This window comes from Ruegeria sp. AH3, assembly GCF_056536265.1.
On sequence record NZ_JBQFJL010000001.1, the window covers coordinates 473,481 to 491,416 of the forward strand.

The 17,936-nt window shown below is 61.3% G+C and carries 17 protein-coding genes; 9 read left to right on the plus strand and 8 right to left on the minus strand.

The window, feature by feature from the left end; all coding sequences use genetic code 11:
• Positions 1 to 86: 86 nt before the first annotated feature.
• Positions 87 to 1,178 carry a Hint domain-containing protein gene (locus ACR3EM_RS02280; protein WP_480469202.1) on the plus strand — a complete coding sequence of 364 codons (1,092 nt, stop codon included), beginning with the start codon at positions 87 to 89 and terminating at the stop codon, positions 1,176 to 1,178.
• A gap of 43 nt (positions 1,179 to 1,221) precedes the next feature.
• On the opposite strand, the gene ACR3EM_RS02285 is transcribed toward ACR3EM_RS02280, so the two are convergent.
• A complete protein-coding gene (locus ACR3EM_RS02285; protein WP_480469203.1) occupies positions 1,222 to 1,791 on the minus strand; it encodes a GcrA family cell cycle regulator in 570 nt (189 codons plus the stop codon).
• Between the two features lie 126 nt (positions 1,792 to 1,917).
• Between ACR3EM_RS02285 and ACR3EM_RS02290 the strand changes: the two genes are divergently transcribed.
• Positions 1,918 to 2,721: an ABC transporter permease gene (locus tag ACR3EM_RS02290; RefSeq protein WP_480469204.1), complete on the plus strand. Its 804-nt coding sequence runs from the start codon at positions 1,918 to 1,920 to the stop codon at positions 2,719 to 2,721.
• Here ACR3EM_RS02290 and ACR3EM_RS02295 read toward each other — a convergent pair.
• A complete protein-coding gene (locus ACR3EM_RS02295; RefSeq protein ID WP_480469205.1) occupies positions 2,718 to 3,953 on the minus strand; it encodes an MFS transporter in 1,236 nt (411 codons plus the stop codon). The genes ACR3EM_RS02290 and ACR3EM_RS02295 overlap by 4 nt on opposite strands.
• A 111-nt stretch (positions 3,954 to 4,064) precedes the next feature.
• On the minus strand, positions 4,065 to 4,946 hold the full coding sequence (locus ACR3EM_RS02300) for a DMT family transporter (protein ID WP_480469206.1): 882 nt from the start codon (positions 4,944 to 4,946) through the stop codon (positions 4,065 to 4,067).
• Between the two features lie 294 nt (positions 4,947 to 5,240).
• Between ACR3EM_RS02300 and ACR3EM_RS02305 the strand changes: the two genes are divergently transcribed.
• The 3 genes from ACR3EM_RS02305 to ACR3EM_RS02315 are packed head-to-tail and all read left to right on the plus strand — an operon-like array spanning position 5,241 to position 7,783.
• Positions 5,241 to 6,428 (plus strand): acetylornithine transaminase, encoded by a 1,188-nt coding sequence (locus ACR3EM_RS02305; protein WP_480471882.1) that lies wholly within the window; start codon positions 5,241 to 5,243, stop codon positions 6,426 to 6,428.
• Positions 6,429 to 6,455: 27 nt separating this feature from the next.
• The gene (gene argF / locus ACR3EM_RS02310; RefSeq protein ID WP_480469207.1) at positions 6,456 to 7,382 is read left to right on the plus strand and encodes an ornithine carbamoyltransferase; all 927 of its coding nucleotides are present in this window, start codon (positions 6,456 to 6,458) and stop codon (positions 7,380 to 7,382) included.
• Positions 7,383 to 7,438: 56 nt separating this feature from the next.
• Complete coding sequence (locus ACR3EM_RS02315; RefSeq protein ID WP_480469208.1) at positions 7,439 to 7,783, plus strand: 5-carboxymethyl-2-hydroxymuconate Delta-isomerase; 345 nt, start codon at positions 7,439 to 7,441, stop codon at positions 7,781 to 7,783.
• Positions 7,784 to 7,810: 27 nt separating this feature from the next.
• Here the strand turns inward: ACR3EM_RS02315 and ACR3EM_RS02320 are convergent, their stop codons facing one another.
• Both ACR3EM_RS02320 and ACR3EM_RS02325 read right to left on the minus strand, forming a co-directional pair.
• A complete protein-coding gene (locus ACR3EM_RS02320) occupies positions 7,811 to 8,407 on the minus strand; it encodes a ferric reductase-like transmembrane domain-containing protein (protein ID WP_480471883.1) in 597 nt (198 codons plus the stop codon).
• A gap of 6 nt (positions 8,408 to 8,413) precedes the next feature.
• On the minus strand, positions 8,414 to 8,893 hold the full coding sequence (locus ACR3EM_RS02325) for a twin-arginine translocation pathway signal (protein ID WP_480469209.1): 480 nt from the start codon (positions 8,891 to 8,893) through the stop codon (positions 8,414 to 8,416).
• Between the two features lie 153 nt (positions 8,894 to 9,046).
• On the opposite strand from ACR3EM_RS02325, the gene ACR3EM_RS02330 reads away from it, so the two are divergent.
• The 3 genes from ACR3EM_RS02330 (at position 9,047) to ACR3EM_RS02340 (ending at position 12,019) form a co-directional block, all read left to right on the plus strand.
• Positions 9,047 to 9,886, plus strand: coding sequence for a phytanoyl-CoA dioxygenase family protein (locus ACR3EM_RS02330; RefSeq protein WP_480469210.1), 840 nt, complete (start codon positions 9,047 to 9,049; stop codon positions 9,884 to 9,886).
• Positions 9,887 to 10,014: 128 nt separating this feature from the next.
• Positions 10,015 to 10,980: a pirin family protein gene (locus ACR3EM_RS02335; protein ID WP_480469211.1), complete on the plus strand. Its 966-nt coding sequence runs from the start codon at positions 10,015 to 10,017 to the stop codon at positions 10,978 to 10,980.
• 64 nt (positions 10,981 to 11,044) lie between these two features.
• Positions 11,045 to 12,019, plus strand: a complete 975-nt coding sequence (locus tag ACR3EM_RS02340; protein WP_480469212.1) for a 2-dehydropantoate 2-reductase — start codon at positions 11,045 to 11,047, stop codon at positions 12,017 to 12,019.
• A gap of 65 nt (positions 12,020 to 12,084) precedes the next feature.
• Here the strand turns inward: ACR3EM_RS02340 and ACR3EM_RS02345 are convergent, their stop codons facing one another.
• From ACR3EM_RS02345 to hrpB, 3 genes are all read right to left on the minus strand, one after another.
• Positions 12,085 to 13,563 carry an inorganic phosphate transporter gene (locus ACR3EM_RS02345; protein ID WP_480469213.1) on the minus strand — a complete coding sequence of 493 codons (1,479 nt, stop codon included), beginning with the start codon at positions 13,561 to 13,563 and terminating at the stop codon, positions 12,085 to 12,087.
• Between the two features lie 90 nt (positions 13,564 to 13,653).
• On the minus strand, positions 13,654 to 14,112 hold the full coding sequence (locus ACR3EM_RS02350; protein WP_480469214.1) for an NUDIX hydrolase: 459 nt from the start codon (positions 14,110 to 14,112) through the stop codon (positions 13,654 to 13,656).
• Between the two features lie 183 nt (positions 14,113 to 14,295).
• Positions 14,296 to 16,734, minus strand: a complete 2,439-nt coding sequence (hrpB, locus tag ACR3EM_RS02355; RefSeq protein WP_480469215.1) for an ATP-dependent helicase HrpB — start codon at positions 16,732 to 16,734, stop codon at positions 14,296 to 14,298.
• 120 nt (positions 16,735 to 16,854) lie between these two features.
• Between hrpB and meaB the strand changes: the two genes are divergently transcribed.
• The gene (gene meaB, locus ACR3EM_RS02360; protein WP_480469216.1) at positions 16,855 to 17,838 is read left to right on the plus strand and encodes a methylmalonyl Co-A mutase-associated GTPase MeaB; all 984 of its coding nucleotides are present in this window, start codon (positions 16,855 to 16,857) and stop codon (positions 17,836 to 17,838) included.
• The last annotated feature ends 98 nt before the right edge of the window (positions 17,839 to 17,936 follow it).

Consider the following 17,936-nt stretch of genomic DNA (forward strand, 5'->3'; position numbering starts at 1 on the left):
ATCTTATCGATTTATGTGCTGTATATATGTACTGTTTACGTGGTGCTCGGTAGACATTTTAGTACCATTGAAAGACATACGACCCTATGCCGGATCCATATTTTTCAGAATTGAAATACCTGGGCGGACCGACTCTCGATTTCATCGAGATCGCAGTCGACGCAGGCACCGATGTGTCCGGCCTGGTCGTGACCATCTACCAGAGCAGTGGTGAGATTCGATCCACCAACACACTGGCTGGTATTACACCGACAACGGTGGCGGGGCGCGATATTTACGTCATCGATACGACCAGTTCCGGTACATTTACCGGACTTGGGAAAACCAATGGCATCTCGCTTTCCGAGGGGTCGACGGTTTACCAATTCAACTCGTTCAGCGATCCGCCAAGCCCGGGGCCGATTACTGCAACGGCCGGACCCGCCAGCGGCATGCAATCGACTGTCATCGGTCAGGCTGGTGCAGGCGATTCTCTGATCTCCACGGACGATGGTGGCACCTACACGGTTAATACCGATCCCACTCCGGGAAGCATCCCTTGCCTGACCGCAGGTACATTGGTTGCCACTGATGCAGGGCCGGTTCCGGTTGAGGATCTTGAACCCGACCAACCGATCCGTTTGGCATGCGGCGGCGCGCAACCGCTTCTGAAGGTCATGTGCCGCTCGGTTAACTCACGCGAGCTACGCCGTAACCCGAAGCTCTATCCAGTACGAATATGTGCAGGTGCATTGGGACAGGGCCTGCCCCGCCGGGATTTGCTTGTCTCGCGCCAACACCGCATGCTGGTGTCCTCTGCCATTGTGAAGCGTATGTTTGGCCGCCCCGAAGCTCTAGTTGCCGCCATACGGCTTGCCGGGCTGCCGGGCATCTATGTTGATGATACGGTTGACGGCATCACATACGTTCATCTGGTTCTTGCGACACACGAAGTGATATTCGCCGAAGGTGCCCCGACCGAGAGCTTGCTGATTGCTGAGGAGGCACTGAAATCAATGCCCCCCGAGACGGTTGAAGAACTACACGCGCTGTTTCCCGAGTTGTCGATCAACGCGATGGCAACAACCAAGTATCTGGTGCCGGACAATGCGCGCCAGAAAAGACTGGCGGCGCGGCATGCCCAGAACGGGTTGCATCTGCTTTCGGAATACTCCGACAGCAGATATCACGCAGACTGACATAACGCAGCCTGCGCTTCGCACAGCTTGCAAAGTTGCAGATTTACCGCCGCCGGTCGCGGCGAGAGCTCATGGGCTGGAACGCCACGCCCACATGCGCCTCGCAATAGGGCTTGCCTGCCTCAACCGGCAGGCCGCAGAACCAGAAATCCTCGGTCGCGGGGTCGCCGACGGGCCATTTGCAGGTCTTCTCGGTCAACTCCATCAGCGTCAGCTTCTTGGCCTTCTTCTCGACCTCGTTGACCTTGGCCAGCGCCTCGGGGCTGATTTCGTTGGCCGAGGGCTGCGGTGGCAGCGGCTGACCGGCGGGGATGATCTGACGACGGGCCGGAGTGGCCGGTTTTGCTTCCGGGGCAGGGGCCGGACGGGCCGGTTCGGTCTTGGGTGCTGGTTTGGGCTTGGCCTCGGCCTTGGGTGCGGGTGCCGGTTTCTCCTTAGCTTCGGCCTTGGCCGGGCTGGCACCGGTGGCGCGGTTTGACAGGCCCAGACGGTGGACCTTGCCGATCACCGCGTTGCGGGTCACGCCGCCCAGTTCCTTGGCGATCTGGCTGGCCGACTGGCCCTCGCCCCACATCTTTTTCAGCAGCTCTACACGCTCGTCAGTCCAGGACATCATTTGCCTTTCAAAAGCGGAAAGCGGCCCCGGATTCGGGCCGCCTTGGGAATTCGTCTCAGCGCCCTATTCTAAACACTGCGGGCCGAGTTACAAGCGGTCTTCGAATCAGGTATGGGGCAGATCATGCAGAATCTCATGGATCAGGACACACGCCGCTTTGGTACGGTAAACTGGATGGGCCTCTATACGCTGGCGCGGCGCGAAACACTGCGCTTTCTGGCCGTGTGGACGCAGACTCTGTTGGCCCCTCTGGTGACGGCGGGATTGTTCCTGCTGATCTTCACCATTGCCATTGGTCCAAGCCGGCCCGACGTGATGGGCGTTCCGTTCCTGATCTTTCTGGCGCCGGGCATCATGATGATGACGGTGATCCAGAATGCATTCGCCAACACCTCGTCGTCGATGGTGATTGCCAAGGTGCAGGGCAATATCGTGGACACGCTGATGCCGCCCCTGTCGCCGCTGGAAATCCTACTGGGGTATCTGGCCGGCGGTATTGCCCGAGGTGTCCTGATTGCATTTGTCGTGGCCGCTGCGTTTCTGATCTTTCTGTCGATCGTGCCCCAGAACCTGCTGATCACGCTGATCTTCGTCATCCTCGGCGGGGCCTTCATGGGCGCGCTGGGCCTGTTTGCCGGGATATTTGCCAACAAGTTCGACCAGATGGCGGCGATCACCAACTTCATTGTCACGCCGCTGGCCTTCCTGTCTGGTACCTTTTATTCGGTTGAAGCACTTCCGCCGGTCCTGAACCGCCTGAGCCATATGAACCCGGTGTTCTATCTGATCGACGGGCTGCGCTATGGCATGATCGGGGTATCTGACAGCTCTCCTTGGTTGGGCATGGCAGTCTGTGGCGCAGCAACGCTATTGGTCGGAGCTGCGACATGGCAGATGCTGCGAACGGGTTATCGTCTCAAGGCTTAGGTTGCATCGGCCAGTGATCCGGGCTGCAGGGCGACGCGTGGGCGCCCGAGCCGTGGATGCAGCCGCGCCGCTACGGCCCAGGCTCCGAACAAGGCCAGGCCGCCAGCCGCGAACACGCCAGCGACCGGTGTGATCAGCAGCACCAGCGAGGCCACGCCGGGCGTCAGAATGCCTGACACGTCGCGATAGCTGGAATAGATCGCTGACATCTCGGTCCGTTCCGAGGGTTTCACTGCCATGAGAAATGGCAATCCTGCACAGATATCCAGCACGATCAGCCATACCGATCCCAAAACCAGCGCTACGACTGAAGCGACCGGCCAGCCGGAGATCGCTGCGGCGATCACGAAACAGACCCCGCAGGCGGCAAAACCCGTGCGCACCGCCACCCGCAGCGACCGCCCCTGCACCCAGCGCAGGATCAAAGGTGCGCCGAACAACATGGCATTCGTGCTCGACAACAGGATGCCCCCGAGCTGTTCACCCAGCCCGTTCTGAATGGCAAAGATCGGCAGGTAGACCACATAGATCCACCACCCGCAGGACCGAATCATTGCAAACAGATACCCCGCCAACAGCCGCGGCTGCGAAAAAAAGCGCGGCAGATAGGCCAGTGGATTGCTTGCCGGTCCGCGCGCCTTGGTGATCAGCTTGCCGTTGCCCAAACGCATGCTCCAGAACAGGATCAACATGGCGACTGAGGCGACTGCGCTGATGACGAATGGGGCAGGGGCCCAGCGTTCCATCAACAACACGCCGATCATGGGGCCTCCGGTCCAGCCAAGGGCGCTGTAGAACATGCGGCTGGTCTCGCATCGGCCAAGTTCGATCTTGCTGATGTAATCCAGCACATAAGCGTTGAAACAGACAAAAGTCGTGACCGTGGCCACCGTGTTCAGCGCCAGTGCCAGCACGATAGAACCGGGGCTGCCCTCGATCGCCAGAACGGCGCTGATCACGAACAGGACGCATCCGGCGGTATAGGCCCAGCGCCGGGGGACGTAGCGGATAACAAACGGTATCATCAGCCCGGCAACAAGCGAGACGATCCCCACCAGAAAGTACACAAACGACACAGAGGACGCGTCGCCCAGCGCGCGGTACATCACAAGCGGAAAGACCGAGATCAGGATGCCTCGGACAATGGCCTCGAACCCTGCCAGGATGCCGAAATCGCGGACCGATGGTGCAGGGGCATGGCGGACCCATTCAGGGATACGGCGTTCATGCATCTGACAATCTTTCTAATCAACTATGATCAGATTGCGCCCGGCTAAGATGATTTCATGGGGGTTTGCGACATGGGTGTCGCGCGCAGACATCGCCTTGAAAAAACTTTCCGCCTATGACCGACGCAGCCGCGCCTCGCGCCAGACCAGGATCAGACCTCCGGTCAGGATAATGGCTGACCCGATCAAGCTGACCCCATCCGGGATCACTTTGAACACCACGAAATCGTAGAAGGCGGCAAAGATCAGTGTGGCATAGCTGATGGGGGCCACAAAGGAAGCATCCGCCCGCGCCATTCCGTTGACGAAACAGGCCTGCGCACAAGCCATCAGCACGCCAATCCCCGCCAGCGCTGCCCATTGCTGGGGCGTCGGAATCTGAAACACGAAGCTGACCGCGACCGAGGCGATGGTCAGCCCCATCGCATTGTTGATCAGCAAAATCTGGATCGGAATTTCACGGCCAGAAAGTTTCTTGATGAAAATCAACTCCATCCCGATGATCGCCGCCGCCGTCAGCGCCAGCAACGCAGCGGGCTGAAAGCTGGCGGGCGTGGGGCGCAGCAGTACCAATGCGCCGATCAGCGCCACGATGGCGGCCAGCCAGCGCCAGGGGCCGACCCCTTCTTTCAGCAGCGGGATCGCCAGCATCATCGCAAAGACCGGGTTCAGGAACGAGATCGCCGTCGCATCTGCAATCGGGATGAACGCGACCGCAGCAAACATCAACGTGACCCCGAGCCAGCCAAAGCTTGTTCGCCCGATATGCAGGCCCCAATGCGGGCGGCTCAAGCGCGGGCGCAGGATACCCACGGCTGTGACGATCACTAGAAAGGCAAACAGAAACCGCCCGTGACTGATCTGCAAAGGATGCAGCGCCGGGCCCAACGTATCTGTCCCCAGCGCTTTGGCCAGCAACGTAGTCCCCGCGAGAAGGGCGCTCGCCGCAAGGATCAGCAGGGCCGCAAGGGCAGGGTTCTGGCGTATCGGGGTCATGGCTCACCCGTGCGCCAGCGTCGGGTAAATGACAAGCGGTAAATCCCGGTCTCAGAGTGATTTTTGCCCCGATCATAAAAACGGGGTTTTCAGATCGATTGCACCCCGTTATACGACCCGCTATGATCAAACCCGCACATATCCTGCGCCTCCGACGCCGACGCCTGACCGCGTAACCGGCCCGTTTGATCCATTTGCGCTGCTCAAATGCGCGCAATCTCCACCAAATCAGTTGACGACCATGGCCCCAGTGTATCACTCACAGGGCTCAACCTATTCGAAAAGGATGATCCGATGATCCCGTCCGTTCTGCCGACCTATAACCGTGCGCCCCTGACATTCGTAAAGGGCGAAGGCGCCTGGCTGACCGAGGCGGATGGCCGACGTTTTCTGGACCTCGGCGCGGGGATTGCGGTGAACGCGCTGGGCCATGCGCATCCGGCTTTGGTGGCTGCGCTGACTGAACAGACGCATGCGTTGTGGCATGTCTCGAACCTCTACAACATCCCGCAACAGCAAGCGCTGGCCGACAGGCTAGTCGAGCACACCTTTGCCGATACGGTCTTCTTCACCAATTCCGGCACCGAGTCCTGCGAACTGGCCGTAAAAATGGCCCGCAAGTATTTCTATGACAAAGGTCAACCTGAGAAGGTCGAGATCATCACCTTCGATGGCTCATTCCATGGGCGGTCATCGGCGGGTATCGCCGCCGCCGGGTCCGAGAAAATGACCAAAGGCTTCGGCCCGCTGCTGCCCGGCTTTGTGCATCTGACGTTCGGAGACCTCGACGGCATCACCAACGCCATCACTGACAAAACCGCAGCCATCCTGATTGAACCGGTTCAGGGTGAAGGCGGCATTCGCCCCGTTCCGGATGCAGAACTCAAAGCCCTGCGCCAAATCTGCGACGAAATTGGCCTTCTGCTGATCCTGGATGAGGTCCAGTGCGGCATGGGCCGCACCGGCAAGCTCTTCGCGCATGAATGGGCGGGCATCACTCCAGATATTATGATGGTCGCCAAAGGCATCGGCGGCGGCTTCCCCCTGGGCGCTGTGCTGGCCACAGAAGAGGCGGCCAGCGGTATGACCGCAGGCACCCATGGCTCCACCTATGGCGGCAACCCGCTGGGCTGCGCTGTGGGCTGTGCGGTGATCGATCAGGTCGCGACACCCGCTTTCCTTGAAGGCGTCAACCGCAAGGCGGGCCTGCTGCGTCAGAAGCTCGAAGGCCTGATCGCGGACCACCCCGATGTGTTCGAAGAGGTTCGCGGCTCAGGTCTGATGCTGGGCCTGAAATGCAAGCCCGCCAATATCGACGTGGTCAATGCAGGTTATGACAACGAGGTTATCACTGTCCCCGCCGCCGATAACGTGATCCGCCTGCTGCCACCGCTCACCTTGACCGAAGACGACATCGCGCAAGCCCTGATCCGTTTGGAAAAAGCCGCGACGCAAGTCGAAAACGCAATGGCTTCGGCCTGAACTCGCCTGATTGAAAAGTGAAATAAAATGAACCACTTCCTTGATATCCACAAAACGGACGCAGGTGATCTGCGGAACATGATCGATCAGGCCGGCGCGATGAAGCGGGCGCGCCTCGGTCGTCCCAAAGCCGCCCCGGACGACGAACAGCCTCTGGCAGGCCGCATGGTTGCGCTGATCTTTGAAAAGCCGTCAACACGGACCCGCGTGTCCTTCGACGTTGGCGTGCGCCAAATGGGTGGGCAGACCATGGTGCTGTCCGGCAAGGACATGCAGCTGGGCCATGGCGAGACCATCGCCGACACCGCTCGCGTCCTGTCGCGCTATGTCGATATGATCATGATCCGGACCTTTGACGAAACGATCCTGACGGAGATGGCAGAATACTCGGACGTGCCCGTCATTAACGGCCTGACCGATCGCACGCATCCCTGTCAGATCATGGCCGATGTGCTGACCTATGAAGAGCATCGCGGCCCCATCGCAGGCAAAAAGGTCGTCTGGACCGGCGACGGCAATAATGTCTGCGCTTCATTTCTGCATGCCGCCGGTCAATTCGGTTTCGACCTGACATTTACAGGCCCGGCGCAGCTGGACCCGGAAGAAGAATTCATGGGGCTTGCGCGCCAGAAGGGCTCGAAAATCGTGATCGAACGGGACCCGCACAAAGCGGTTGAGGGGGCGGATCTGGTGGTCGCCGATACCTGGGTCTCGATGCATGATTCCCAGTCCGCGAAGGAACGCCGCCACAACATGCTGCGCCCCTATCAGGTCAACGCCGAGCTGATGTCGCATGCCAAGCCAGACGCGTTGTTCATGCACTGCCTGCCCGCGCATCGCGAAGAAGAGGCCACATCCGAGGTCATGGACGGCCCGAACTCGGTGATCTTCGATGAGGCCGAGAACCGGCTACACGCGCAAAAAGCCATCATGCGCTGGTGTCTGGGCGTCTGAGGCCTGCAGCAATCTGGGAGAGCCATAAAGGGCTCTCATAAATCTCGGAGCATTCAATGCCACACGTCACCCTGGAATTCTCTGCCGGGCTCGAAAACTCTTATGATTTTCAAGCCATCTGCGAACAGCTCTATTCCGTGCTCGCCGCACATGAAGAATTCGATGCCCCAACGCTTAAAATCCGTGCCACCTCGTTCCCGTATTTCCGCATCGGGACCGAACCGCAGACCTTCATCCATGCCACGCTCTTGTTGATGCAGGGCCGGGATGAGGCAACGCGCGCCGAGTTGAACGCGATCATTCTGAATGTCCTGGCTGCGTCTGCGCCCACGGTCGGCAGCATCACCGTGCGAGATGTTGAAATTGATCGCGCGACCTATGCCAAACGCCTGTCAGTCTGACGCGGCCTTGGCTCGCGTATGGGACGTCTAAGCGCGCCGGGTCACATCCCAGATCCGCAATCTGGCGAGCGTAGCTACGCACGCTAGAACTACTAGCACACACAATGCGATCTTGGTCATGATCTCCATCGTGCCTTCAATCAGCAGGGCATGCACGACGCTGCCCAGTATGGTCACCACTGCCAGTCCGGCGTGACCCAGACGCCAGAGTCGAAATCGCAGGTTCAGGCGTAAGCGCAGAACGCCCATCGTTGCTGCAGCAAAACCCGTCCACATCGCGATCACACCCCAGACGGAAAAGGGCGTGGCCGACACGAACAGCAGCGCGTCCACAACATCCGGCGGGCTCGTGATCCACAAACCACCCACATGGATCAAAATCGCGGCGACAAGGGCCAGACCGCACCGCCTGTGCCACACGCGGCTGAACACTGGTGAAAGCCCAGGCAACCAGCGTCCGGCGAGCAAAGGTTGCATCAGCAGAAGGCACATCCCGAAGATGCCCGCAAACCCAGCGAGGATATAGATCGGCTCACGCCACGCCAGATACGGGCTGAACGTCGCCGCGATGACCGGCACCAGAAGGGCGGCGGACAACGCCGCCCAGATCAATACACGCCTCAACACGTATCAGGCGGGCTGCAAGACGAAATGCGCGGCAAGCGTTTTGTCCTTCGCGCTCGACATCACCGGGCGCAGGAACACCGTCTCGAATTCGCCGCTGTCATAAGCCAGATGCCCGTGCGGTTGACCAAAGGCTGGCACAATCTGCGGCATCTCAAGCCGGAATTCTCCGTTGGCATCCGTCAGCGTCGCGCCATGGCTGCGTTGATCGCGCTCATGGCCTTCGGTCGTATGCGCCCAGATCTGGATACGCTGGCCGGGCAGGGGGGCTCCGTCGCCCGCCCGCCGCACGGTGCCAGTCATCCAGAACCCGCCACCGCCGATACGCTCCACGATCAGTGCGCCCGGACGATAGTTGTTCGACCCGCCTCGCATCGACGGGGTCGGCGCCAAACCATTGGCCCGCGCGGGAACCATCAGCCCCGATGCCAAAACCGCCCCGCCCGAGGCGATCAGAGAACGACGCGTGAGTAATGAACCGGTCATGGAACCCTCTTTTTGCGACCTCATCTGCCCCTGAAATATAGCACGCTTCTCGCGCATTCCGAGGTTGCGTTGCGAATTGTGATTTACTTTGACGTGTTGAGTGACCGCTGTAATCCTGACCACAGCTTGGTTTCCATCAGAAAGGCCGGTGTCATGAGCTTGACGGATCGCATCACACCAGACGAGATCGCTGCATTCCAGCGCGACGGAGCCGTGGTTCTGCGGTCCAAATTCTCGGATCATTGGCTGACCCAGCTGCGCAACGGCATCGACGCGGACCTTGCCAACCCAACCGAAAACCTGACGCGGCACACCAAAGACCCCGATGCGCCCGCATATTTCGAGGATTATTGGGCCTGGAACAAGATCCCCGAATTCAGGGATTTCGTCCACAAATCCCCCTGCGCACCGTTGGCTGCTCAACTTCTCGACGCGCCCTCGATCAATCTGGTGATGGACAATTGGTTCCTGCGTGAGGCCGGATCAACCTCGCGCCCACCCTTCCATCAGGACCTGTCCTATTTCGATTTCGACGGAACGATGTGCGTGCTGTGGCTGCCGCTTGAACCCGTAACCAAAGAAAACGGCATCGCCTTCGTCCGCGGTTCGCACCTGTGGGATAAGCTCTTCATGCGAGTGCGCTTTGCCGACGGGCATCCCAGCTATGACCCGACCGAGGTCGCGGGCCTCACCTATCATCCGCCCCCGGACGTAAACGCCGATCCCGCAGCGTATGACCTGCTGCAATGGGATATGGAGCCCGGCGATTGCATCTTTTTCGACATGCGCACCCTGCATGGCGGGCTGTCCTCGGTCACGCCGACCGAAACGGTGCGGCGTTTCACGCTAAGGATGACCGCGCCCGATGGCGTCATCCGCTATCGCGGGGATTGGGCCAAGGGTGAGCGCGCGCAGTTCGCGGCGGAAGGCTACAGCGAAGGCGACCGGATCGACGGCGCCTTCTTTCCGCAGCTTTGGCCACGCGATGCATGAGGACACTGGGGGTGCTCCATAACGGGAAACCGCACGATTTGTGTGCGATTATGCGAATTACTTTCTAAATACTTGCCCTATATCCTGCATGAGTGAACTAAAACCCCTTGCCAATGGGAGACGCAGGAATGAGCTGGAACCCCACCCACAATCCCGAATGCCTGTCCGAGAACCCCGCGCTTGAGACATTGATCATCCCGCGCGCCCGCGATCTGGGCGGGTTCGAGGTGCGCCGCGCGCTGCCTTCCGTCAAACGGCAACTGGTTGGCCCGTTCATCTTCTTCGACCAGATGGGCCCGGCCGAATTCATCACCGAAGGCGGCATCGATGTCCGCCCGCACCCCCATATCGGCCTGGGCACCGTGACTTATCTGTATCAGGGAGAGTTCGAACATCGCGACAGCCTCGGCACCCATCAGATGATCTATCCGGGCGAGGTCAACTGGATGGTCGCCGGGCGTGGCGTGACCCATTCCGAACGCACCAGCGATGAGACGCGCGGCAAGAAACACAGCCTGTTCGGTATCCAGACCTGGATCGCCTTGCCCGAAGCGCATGAGGACATGGCCCCCGATTTCGAACATCACAAACAGGGCGCGCTGCCGCATATTCAGGATACCGGCGTCAGCGCCCGCCTGATCCTCGGCTCAGCCTATGGCGAGACCAGCCCGGTTACCATGCTGTCCGAGACCTTCTATCTCGACGTCCAGCTCGACCCGGGCGCGTCCTTCCCGTTGCCCGACAACCACGAGGACCGGGGTGTCTACGTCACCGAAGGTTCGGTCGAAATCGCGGGCGACAGCTTTGACGCAGGCCGCATGATGGTGTTCCGCCCCGGCGACCACCTCTCGGTCAAGGCCGGACCTTTGGGCGCGCGCCTGATGCTGCTGGGCGGCGCAACCCTGAACGAGGATCGCTATATCTGGTGGAATTTCGTATCTTCTTCGAAGGAAAAAATCGATACCGCCACCCGCGAATGGAAAACCGCAGATCGGGCAAACGGGGCCTTCCACCTGCCGCCCGGAGATGATCAGGAGTTCATCCCGATCTCGGAAGAACTGGAACGCACGCGACCAAGACTGGCACGGGTCTGACCTCACGTCACACTGGTCTCCTTCGCCCGTCCCGGCGATCCTTCCCGATAACGGAGGGTGCATCATGAAGATCGTCATCGCGGGGGCGGGCAGCATCGGTTGCTATTGCGGCGCATTGCTGGCCGCTGCAGGTCATGGCGTGACGCTTCTGGGCCGCGCCCGCGTGCTTGACCCCATCCGTGCCCAGGGACTTACGGTGACGGATTTCGCCGGCCTGACCCGGACCATTCCCGCCGATCAGCTGACTCTCACCCAGGAACCCGCCTGCCTCGCCGATGCCGATCTGATCATTGTCACGGTAAAATCCGGCGCAACCGCGCAGATGGCAGATCTGATCGCGGCTTATGCCCCGGCGAATACTGCGATCCTGTCCTGGCAAAACGGCATGGATAACATCCAAGCCTTGCGCGCCACATTGCCTGAACATGATGTCCGCGCGGGCATGATCCCCTTCAATGTCGTCCCGACAGAGGAGGCCACTTACCACCGCGCCACCTCAGGCGAGATCATCATCGAAACCGGCCCCGGCGCTTTGGCCGATCACCTCAACTCCGCCGATCTGCCGGTTCAGGAAAGCGATCAAATCGAAGCGGTGCAATGGGGCAAACTGGTGATCAACCTCAACAACGCGTTAAACGCGCTCTCGGGCCTGACTCTGCAGGCGCAACTGCGTGACCGCAACTGGCGCCGCCTGATGGCCGATCAGATGGCCGAGGCGCTTATGGTCCTCAAAACCTCCGGTATTCCCGTCGCCTCCACCACGCCGCTGCCCGCTTGGACGACCCCGTATATCCTGCGCCTGCCCACACCGCTTTTTACCCGGATCGCCGCAAAGATGCTGACCATCGATCCCAACGCACGCACCTCGATGGCATATGACCTGATGGCTGGCCGTCCCACGGAAATCGACAGCCTGCAAGGCGAGATCATTCAGCTGGGGCGCAGCTGCAACGTCCCCACGCCACTCAACAGCCAAGTTGCCCGATTGATCAAAGAGGCTCCGAACCCACCTCTCAAACCCCAGCAGATCAGGCTCTGATCCGCTGATTCATCTGGCCAAAAACATCCCGGAGCGCGAGGCAGAGCCTCGCAAAATCTCCAAACTCAGCCAAATGCCGTAAGCACCCAGAAAATCACCGCGGATATCACGGCGGCAGCCGGTACAGTCACGACCCAGGCCGCAACGATGGTCATGAAATGCGACCGCCGCACCAGCTTGCGCCGACGATGTTCTTCTCGTGCCAGCCGCAACTCGGCCGGGCGCTGTCGGTTTGACAGTTTCCACCGTCGATCCGCCTGCCATTCGCGATAGAACCCCACGCCAAATACCGCCCCAACAGCGATATGGGTCGAGCTGACAGGCAGCCCCAGCCAGCTTGCCACGATTACGGTAATAGCCGCCGACAACGCCACACAGAAGGCGCGCATCGGGTTCAGCTTGGTGATCTGACTGCCCACCATTCGGATCAGCTTGGGGCCGAACAGGAACAGACCAAAGGAAATCCCAAAGGCCCCGATTACCATGACCCAGCTCGGGATCGAAACCTTTGCGGCAAAATCCCCGAACTCTGCGGCATGTACAATCGCCGCCAATGGACCCACCGCATTGGCTACGTCATTCGCACCATGGGCAAAGCTCAGAAATGTGGCCGAGATCACCAGCGGCAGGCCAAACAGGGTCTTCAGCGACCGGGTACGGTTTTCCATCCCCTCAGATTTACGCCGCACCCAGGGCACGGTCACGGCCCAGGCCAGTGCGCCAAACGCCAGCCCGATCAGCAGCGCCATCTGCAGGTCGATCTTGACGATCCGCTTCAGCCCCTTGACCGCAAGATAGGTGGCAAAAGCCCCGGCCATCACCGCGACCAATATGGGAACCCAGTGCCGGGCCGCCGCGATCTTGTCGTCCTGATACTGGATTTTCGACTTGATCAGCGCCAGAAACCCGGCGGCAATCACCCCGCCCAAAACCGGAGAGATCACCCAGCTGGCCGCAATCGCGCTCATGGTGCCCCAGCTCACCGCGCTCAGCCCTGCCGCCGCGATGCCTGCCCCCATGACTCCACCCACAACCGAATGTGTCGTCGAGACCGGCGCACCCACCCAGGTCGCCAGATTGACCCACAGCGCAGATGAGATCAGCGCCGCCATCATCGCCCAGATGAACACGTTGCTGTTTTGCACCGACATCGGGTCGATGATCCCCTTGGAAATGGTCGAGACCACGTCGCCCCCCGCCAGCAGCGCACCGGCGCTTTCGGCAATGGCTGCGATCAGGATGGCGCCGCCCATGGTCAGCGCATTGGCGCCCACCGCCGGACCCATGTTGTTGGCCACGTCATTGGCACCGATATTGATCGCCATATAAGCCCCGAACGCCGCCGCCGCCGCCACAAGCAGCCCGCCTTCCGCCTGGCCAAACAGCACCGCAGCGATCAGCCCGGCCAGGGCGATGAACGCCAGCGCGATGCCGGGGGCCAGCATGGGACGGGCCACATGCGCATTGGCGTATTCCACACGTGAAATGCGGTGAAGATCGCTGTCCAGCGCGTGCCAGCGGGATTTGGGGGTCATGTCAGACATCAGATTTTCAGGGCCTGTTTGAATTGGCCCACGCCGCTACTCCTTTCCTCAAGGGGCAGCAACCGGTGTCGTCAAAATTTTACAAAATTGTTACATTTGCCGTAGCAAATCCTGCAATTCGGGCTCCTGCACCCGTTCTGCCGCAACCTGAGGCGAGACCCAGCAGCGCGTGCGTTGATCGACCTCGGGATAGTCCTCGGCCAGCTCGGTCACCTCGACATGGTAGACACTGGTTCGGACAGGCTGAGCCGAGCCATCTTTCAGGGTCTTATTGTACGAAAACTGCCCAACCGGGTCTTTGCGAACACCTGCAGCGCGCACACCGGCCTCTTCCCACGCTTCCTGCAACGCAGTTTCAGCGCCATCCAGCCCGTCAATCGGCCAGCCCTTCGGGATGATCCAGCGCCCGGTGTCGCGGCTTGTGATCAGAAGAACCTCTTCGCGCGCCCCCGCACCACGGGTGCAAAGCGCCGCGACCTGTACCCGGTTGGGGCGCAGGATCATCGGTCGGGCAACTTCTTCCCAGATATTACGCAGCCATTTCGTCATATATCGCTTGCCTGAACAGGTTCATTCTTACTTTGAGACCTTAATTAATGATGTATAGCACATGAAACAATATTGCTGTTGGAAAATGGGTGATTTTGACCGAATTTAAAGGGCGTGAGTCATATATGTGACCTTTGAGTCAAAATTTGTGGCCGTTTTTTCGCAAAACCCACGCCGCCCGGCTCACGGTTTTCGCCGTTTCGCCCTCAGGGTCGGGTCAGCCTGGGTGGGATCTTCGGGCCAGGGATGTTTGGGATATTCCGCCCGCATGTCCTTGCGCACATCCGCATATGACCCGGCCCAGAATCCGGGCAGGTCGCGGGTGATCTGAATAGGGCGCTGGGCGGGTGACAGCAGAGTGATCTTCAACGGCTCACGCCCAACTACCGGGTGCTGGGTCACACCGAACAGCTCTTGCAGCCGAACCGAGATTTCCGGCACCGCGCCGCCATAATCAATCGGCACCTTGCGCCCCAAGGGCGTCACGAACGACCCCGGCGCGCGCCGGTCCAGTTCCTGCGTCTGCGCCCAATCCAGTCGGGCGCGCAGTGCGGGCAACAGATCAAAACGCTTCCAATCCTCGGCGCTGCGCACACCCGAAAGCATCGGAAGCAGCCAATCCTCCAACCCATCCAGCAACCCCTGATCCGAGAAATCGGGCAGGTCGATCCCGCCCGCCCGTACCAGTTCCACCCGTGCCGCCAGCCGGGCCGAGGCCCCTTGCAGCCGAATACCCAGATCGCGCACCCCGTCCAGCATCGCCCGCGCCACCGCGTCCTCGGGCACATCCTTCCAGATGCGGTCGTCCAGAGTGATCGCCCCGAACCGCTCCTGTCGCCGGGCCACCACGCGGCGTTCCCGTTTGGACCACGCGCAGCTGTCGACCCATGCAATCTGGTCGCCAAACAGATCGCGGATTTCCCCTTCGGTAATCTGCGCCGCCATGCGGACCCGAGCCTCGCGCGGGTTTCCATCGGTATCCGTCACCACCAGATAAGGCGCACTTGCCAGCGTATCACCGCTCTCCAGCACCACGCCTTTGCCACCCGAGAGCACATAGCGCGGGATATCGCCCTTGCGCCGCTGTCCGATCCGGTCGGGGTAAGCCAATGCGGCCATCGCTGCAGGGCTCAGATCGCCTGCGCCCTTGGCCTGCGCCTTCAAGCGCTTGGTTTCGCCCTTTATCCGATCCAAAGCCCCAAGATTGACCTGCCAGACCCGATTGCGCTGAAACGCCCGCACGTCACGCAGCGCCTCCAGCCGCAGCGACAGATCAACCGGGGCACCCCGCAGCGGGTCCCGGTCCGCCATCAGCGCCGCCAAAGGCGCAGCCGCTGCCCCTGCGCGCACCAGCATATGCCCCAGACGGGGATGTAGCGGCAGCGCGGCAAGCGCGCGTCCATGATCGGTGATCCGCCCATTGCCATCCAATGCGCCCAGCATCCGCAACAAGGCCCGCGCCTCGGCCATCGTCCCGTCGGGCGGCGCGGTCAGAAACGCCAGATCATCGGGTTCTGCGCCCCACAGCGCCAGTTCCAAGGCCAGCCCGGTCAGGTCGGCCGCCTCGATCTCGGCTGGCGGGTAGGCGGCCAGCGCGCCTTCTTCGCCTTTGGCCCACAGGCGATAGCACACACCCTCTGCCACGCGGCCTGCACGCCCCGCGCGCTGCGTGGCCTCGGCGCGCGTCACGCGTTCGGTCACCAGTCGCGACATGCCGGACCCCGGATCGAACCGCGCCCGCCGCGCTTGCCCCATATCCACTACCACGCGGATATCGGGAATGGTCAGCGAGGTCTCGGCAATCGACGTTGCCAGCACCACCTTGCGCCCCTCTTTGACCGGCGCAATCGCCGCGCGCTGCGCTGCGAAGGGCAGGGCACCGAACAATGGTCGCACGGTGCAGGCATCGGGCAACCGGCTGTTCAGCGCGGTTTCGGCGCGGCGTATCTCTCCCTCGCCAGGCAGGAAGACCAGCATCCCCCCGCTCGTTTCCCGCTCGGCCCGTACCACCAGATCGATCAGCGCATCCAGCCGCCGGGCCTGCGCGCCCAGAGGTTTCTCAAGCCAGCGCGTTTCAACCGGATAGCTGCGCCCCTCGGACGTCACCAAAGGCGCATCCATCAGCCGGCCCACCGGTTCCTCATCCAGGGTGGCCGACATGGCCAACAATATCAGGTCATCGCGCAGCGCCCCGGTCACCTCAAGACACAGCGCAAGCCCCAGATCGGCATTCAGAGAGCGTTCGTGAAATTCATCGAAAATCACCGCGCCCACGCCCGGCAGGTCGGGCTCGGATTGCAGCATCCGGGTCAGAATGCCTTCGGTCACCACCTCGATCCGCGTGGCCTTCGACACCTTCACCTCGCCGCGGACGCGATAACCCACCGTCTGCCCCACCGGTTCGCCCAGCGTCTCGGCCATGCGCTCGGCGGCGGCGCGTGCAGCCAGTCGCCGGGGCTCCAACATCACGATCCGACCCTCGCACAGGTCTGCCTGCAACATCTCAAGCGGCACACGTGTCGTCTTACCCGCGCCCGGAGGCGCCTGGAGCACCGCGCGCCCGTGCGCATGCAAGGCGTTCAGAAGATCGGGAATGGCGTCATCGATGGGCAACCGGGTCATATCGCCTTATCGCCAAAGCCCCGGCCAAGGTCCAGCATCCCATGGCCGCGTCAGAGTAGGGGCTGGACAAACCGGTGCATCCCCCCTCATCTAAGGCAAATTCCAGCCGGGGGCTTACCAATGAACACTGCCGAGCTTGGCGACAGGATCTTGAACGGAGACCGCAGGGCACTGGCCCGCGCGATCACGCTTGTCGAAAGCGGGCGCGCCGACCATCGCGCGCAGGCCACCGCGTTGCTCGATCAACTGGCCAAAGCCGAACGTCAGGCGCTGCGCATCGGGCTGTCGGGCACGCCCGGTGTGGGCAAGTCCACCTTCATCGAAAGCTTCGGCATGATGCTGACGGATCAGGGGCTGCGCGTTGCCGTACTGGCCGTCGACCCCAGCTCGGCCCGGTCGGGCGGGTCCATTCTGGGCGACAAGACCCGGATGGAGCGGCTGAGCCGCGAGAAAAACGCCTTTATCCGCCCGTCGCCCAGCCAAAGCCACCTCGGCGGTGTGGCCCGGCGCACGCGCGAAGCCATCGCGCTGTGCGAAGCGGCCGGGTTCGACGTGGTGTTGATTGAAACCGTCGGTGTCGGCCAATCGGAAACCGTGGTGGCCGAGATGTCTGACCTGTTCCTGCTGCTGCTTGCGCCTGCGGGCGGGGATGAGCTGCAGGGCGTCAAGCGCGGCATCATGGAGATGGCCGACGTCATCCTGATCAACAAGGCCGATGGCGATCTGAAAGCCACCGCCACCCGCACCTGCGCCGACTATGCGGGCGCGCTGCGCCTGTTGCGGAAACGCCCGCAAGACCCCGAGGGCTTTCCCAAGGCCATGACCGTCTCGGCGGTCGAGGAACACGGGCTCGACCAGGCCTGGGCCGAGATGCAGGATCTGACCAAATGGCGGCGAGAGGCCGGTCACTGGGACAGCAACCGCGCCGCTCAGGCGCAATACTGGTTCGAGCAGGAGGTCCGCGCCGCGCTGTTGGCCCGCCTGTCGACCGCGCAGTCGCGCTCGGAGATGGAGCGTCTTGGGGCTGAGGTCAGCAGCGGGCATCTCAGCCCCTCGGCGGCCGCGGAACAGATGCTGAGCACGCTGATGCCGGAACGGGCCTGACCCTTTATCCGGGCCGGTTCACGCGGCGGAGTTCAGCTATAGGTTGTGCTCTGGGCTGACCTGTGGTGAAAATGGTGATATCATCAGACTTTAGACCC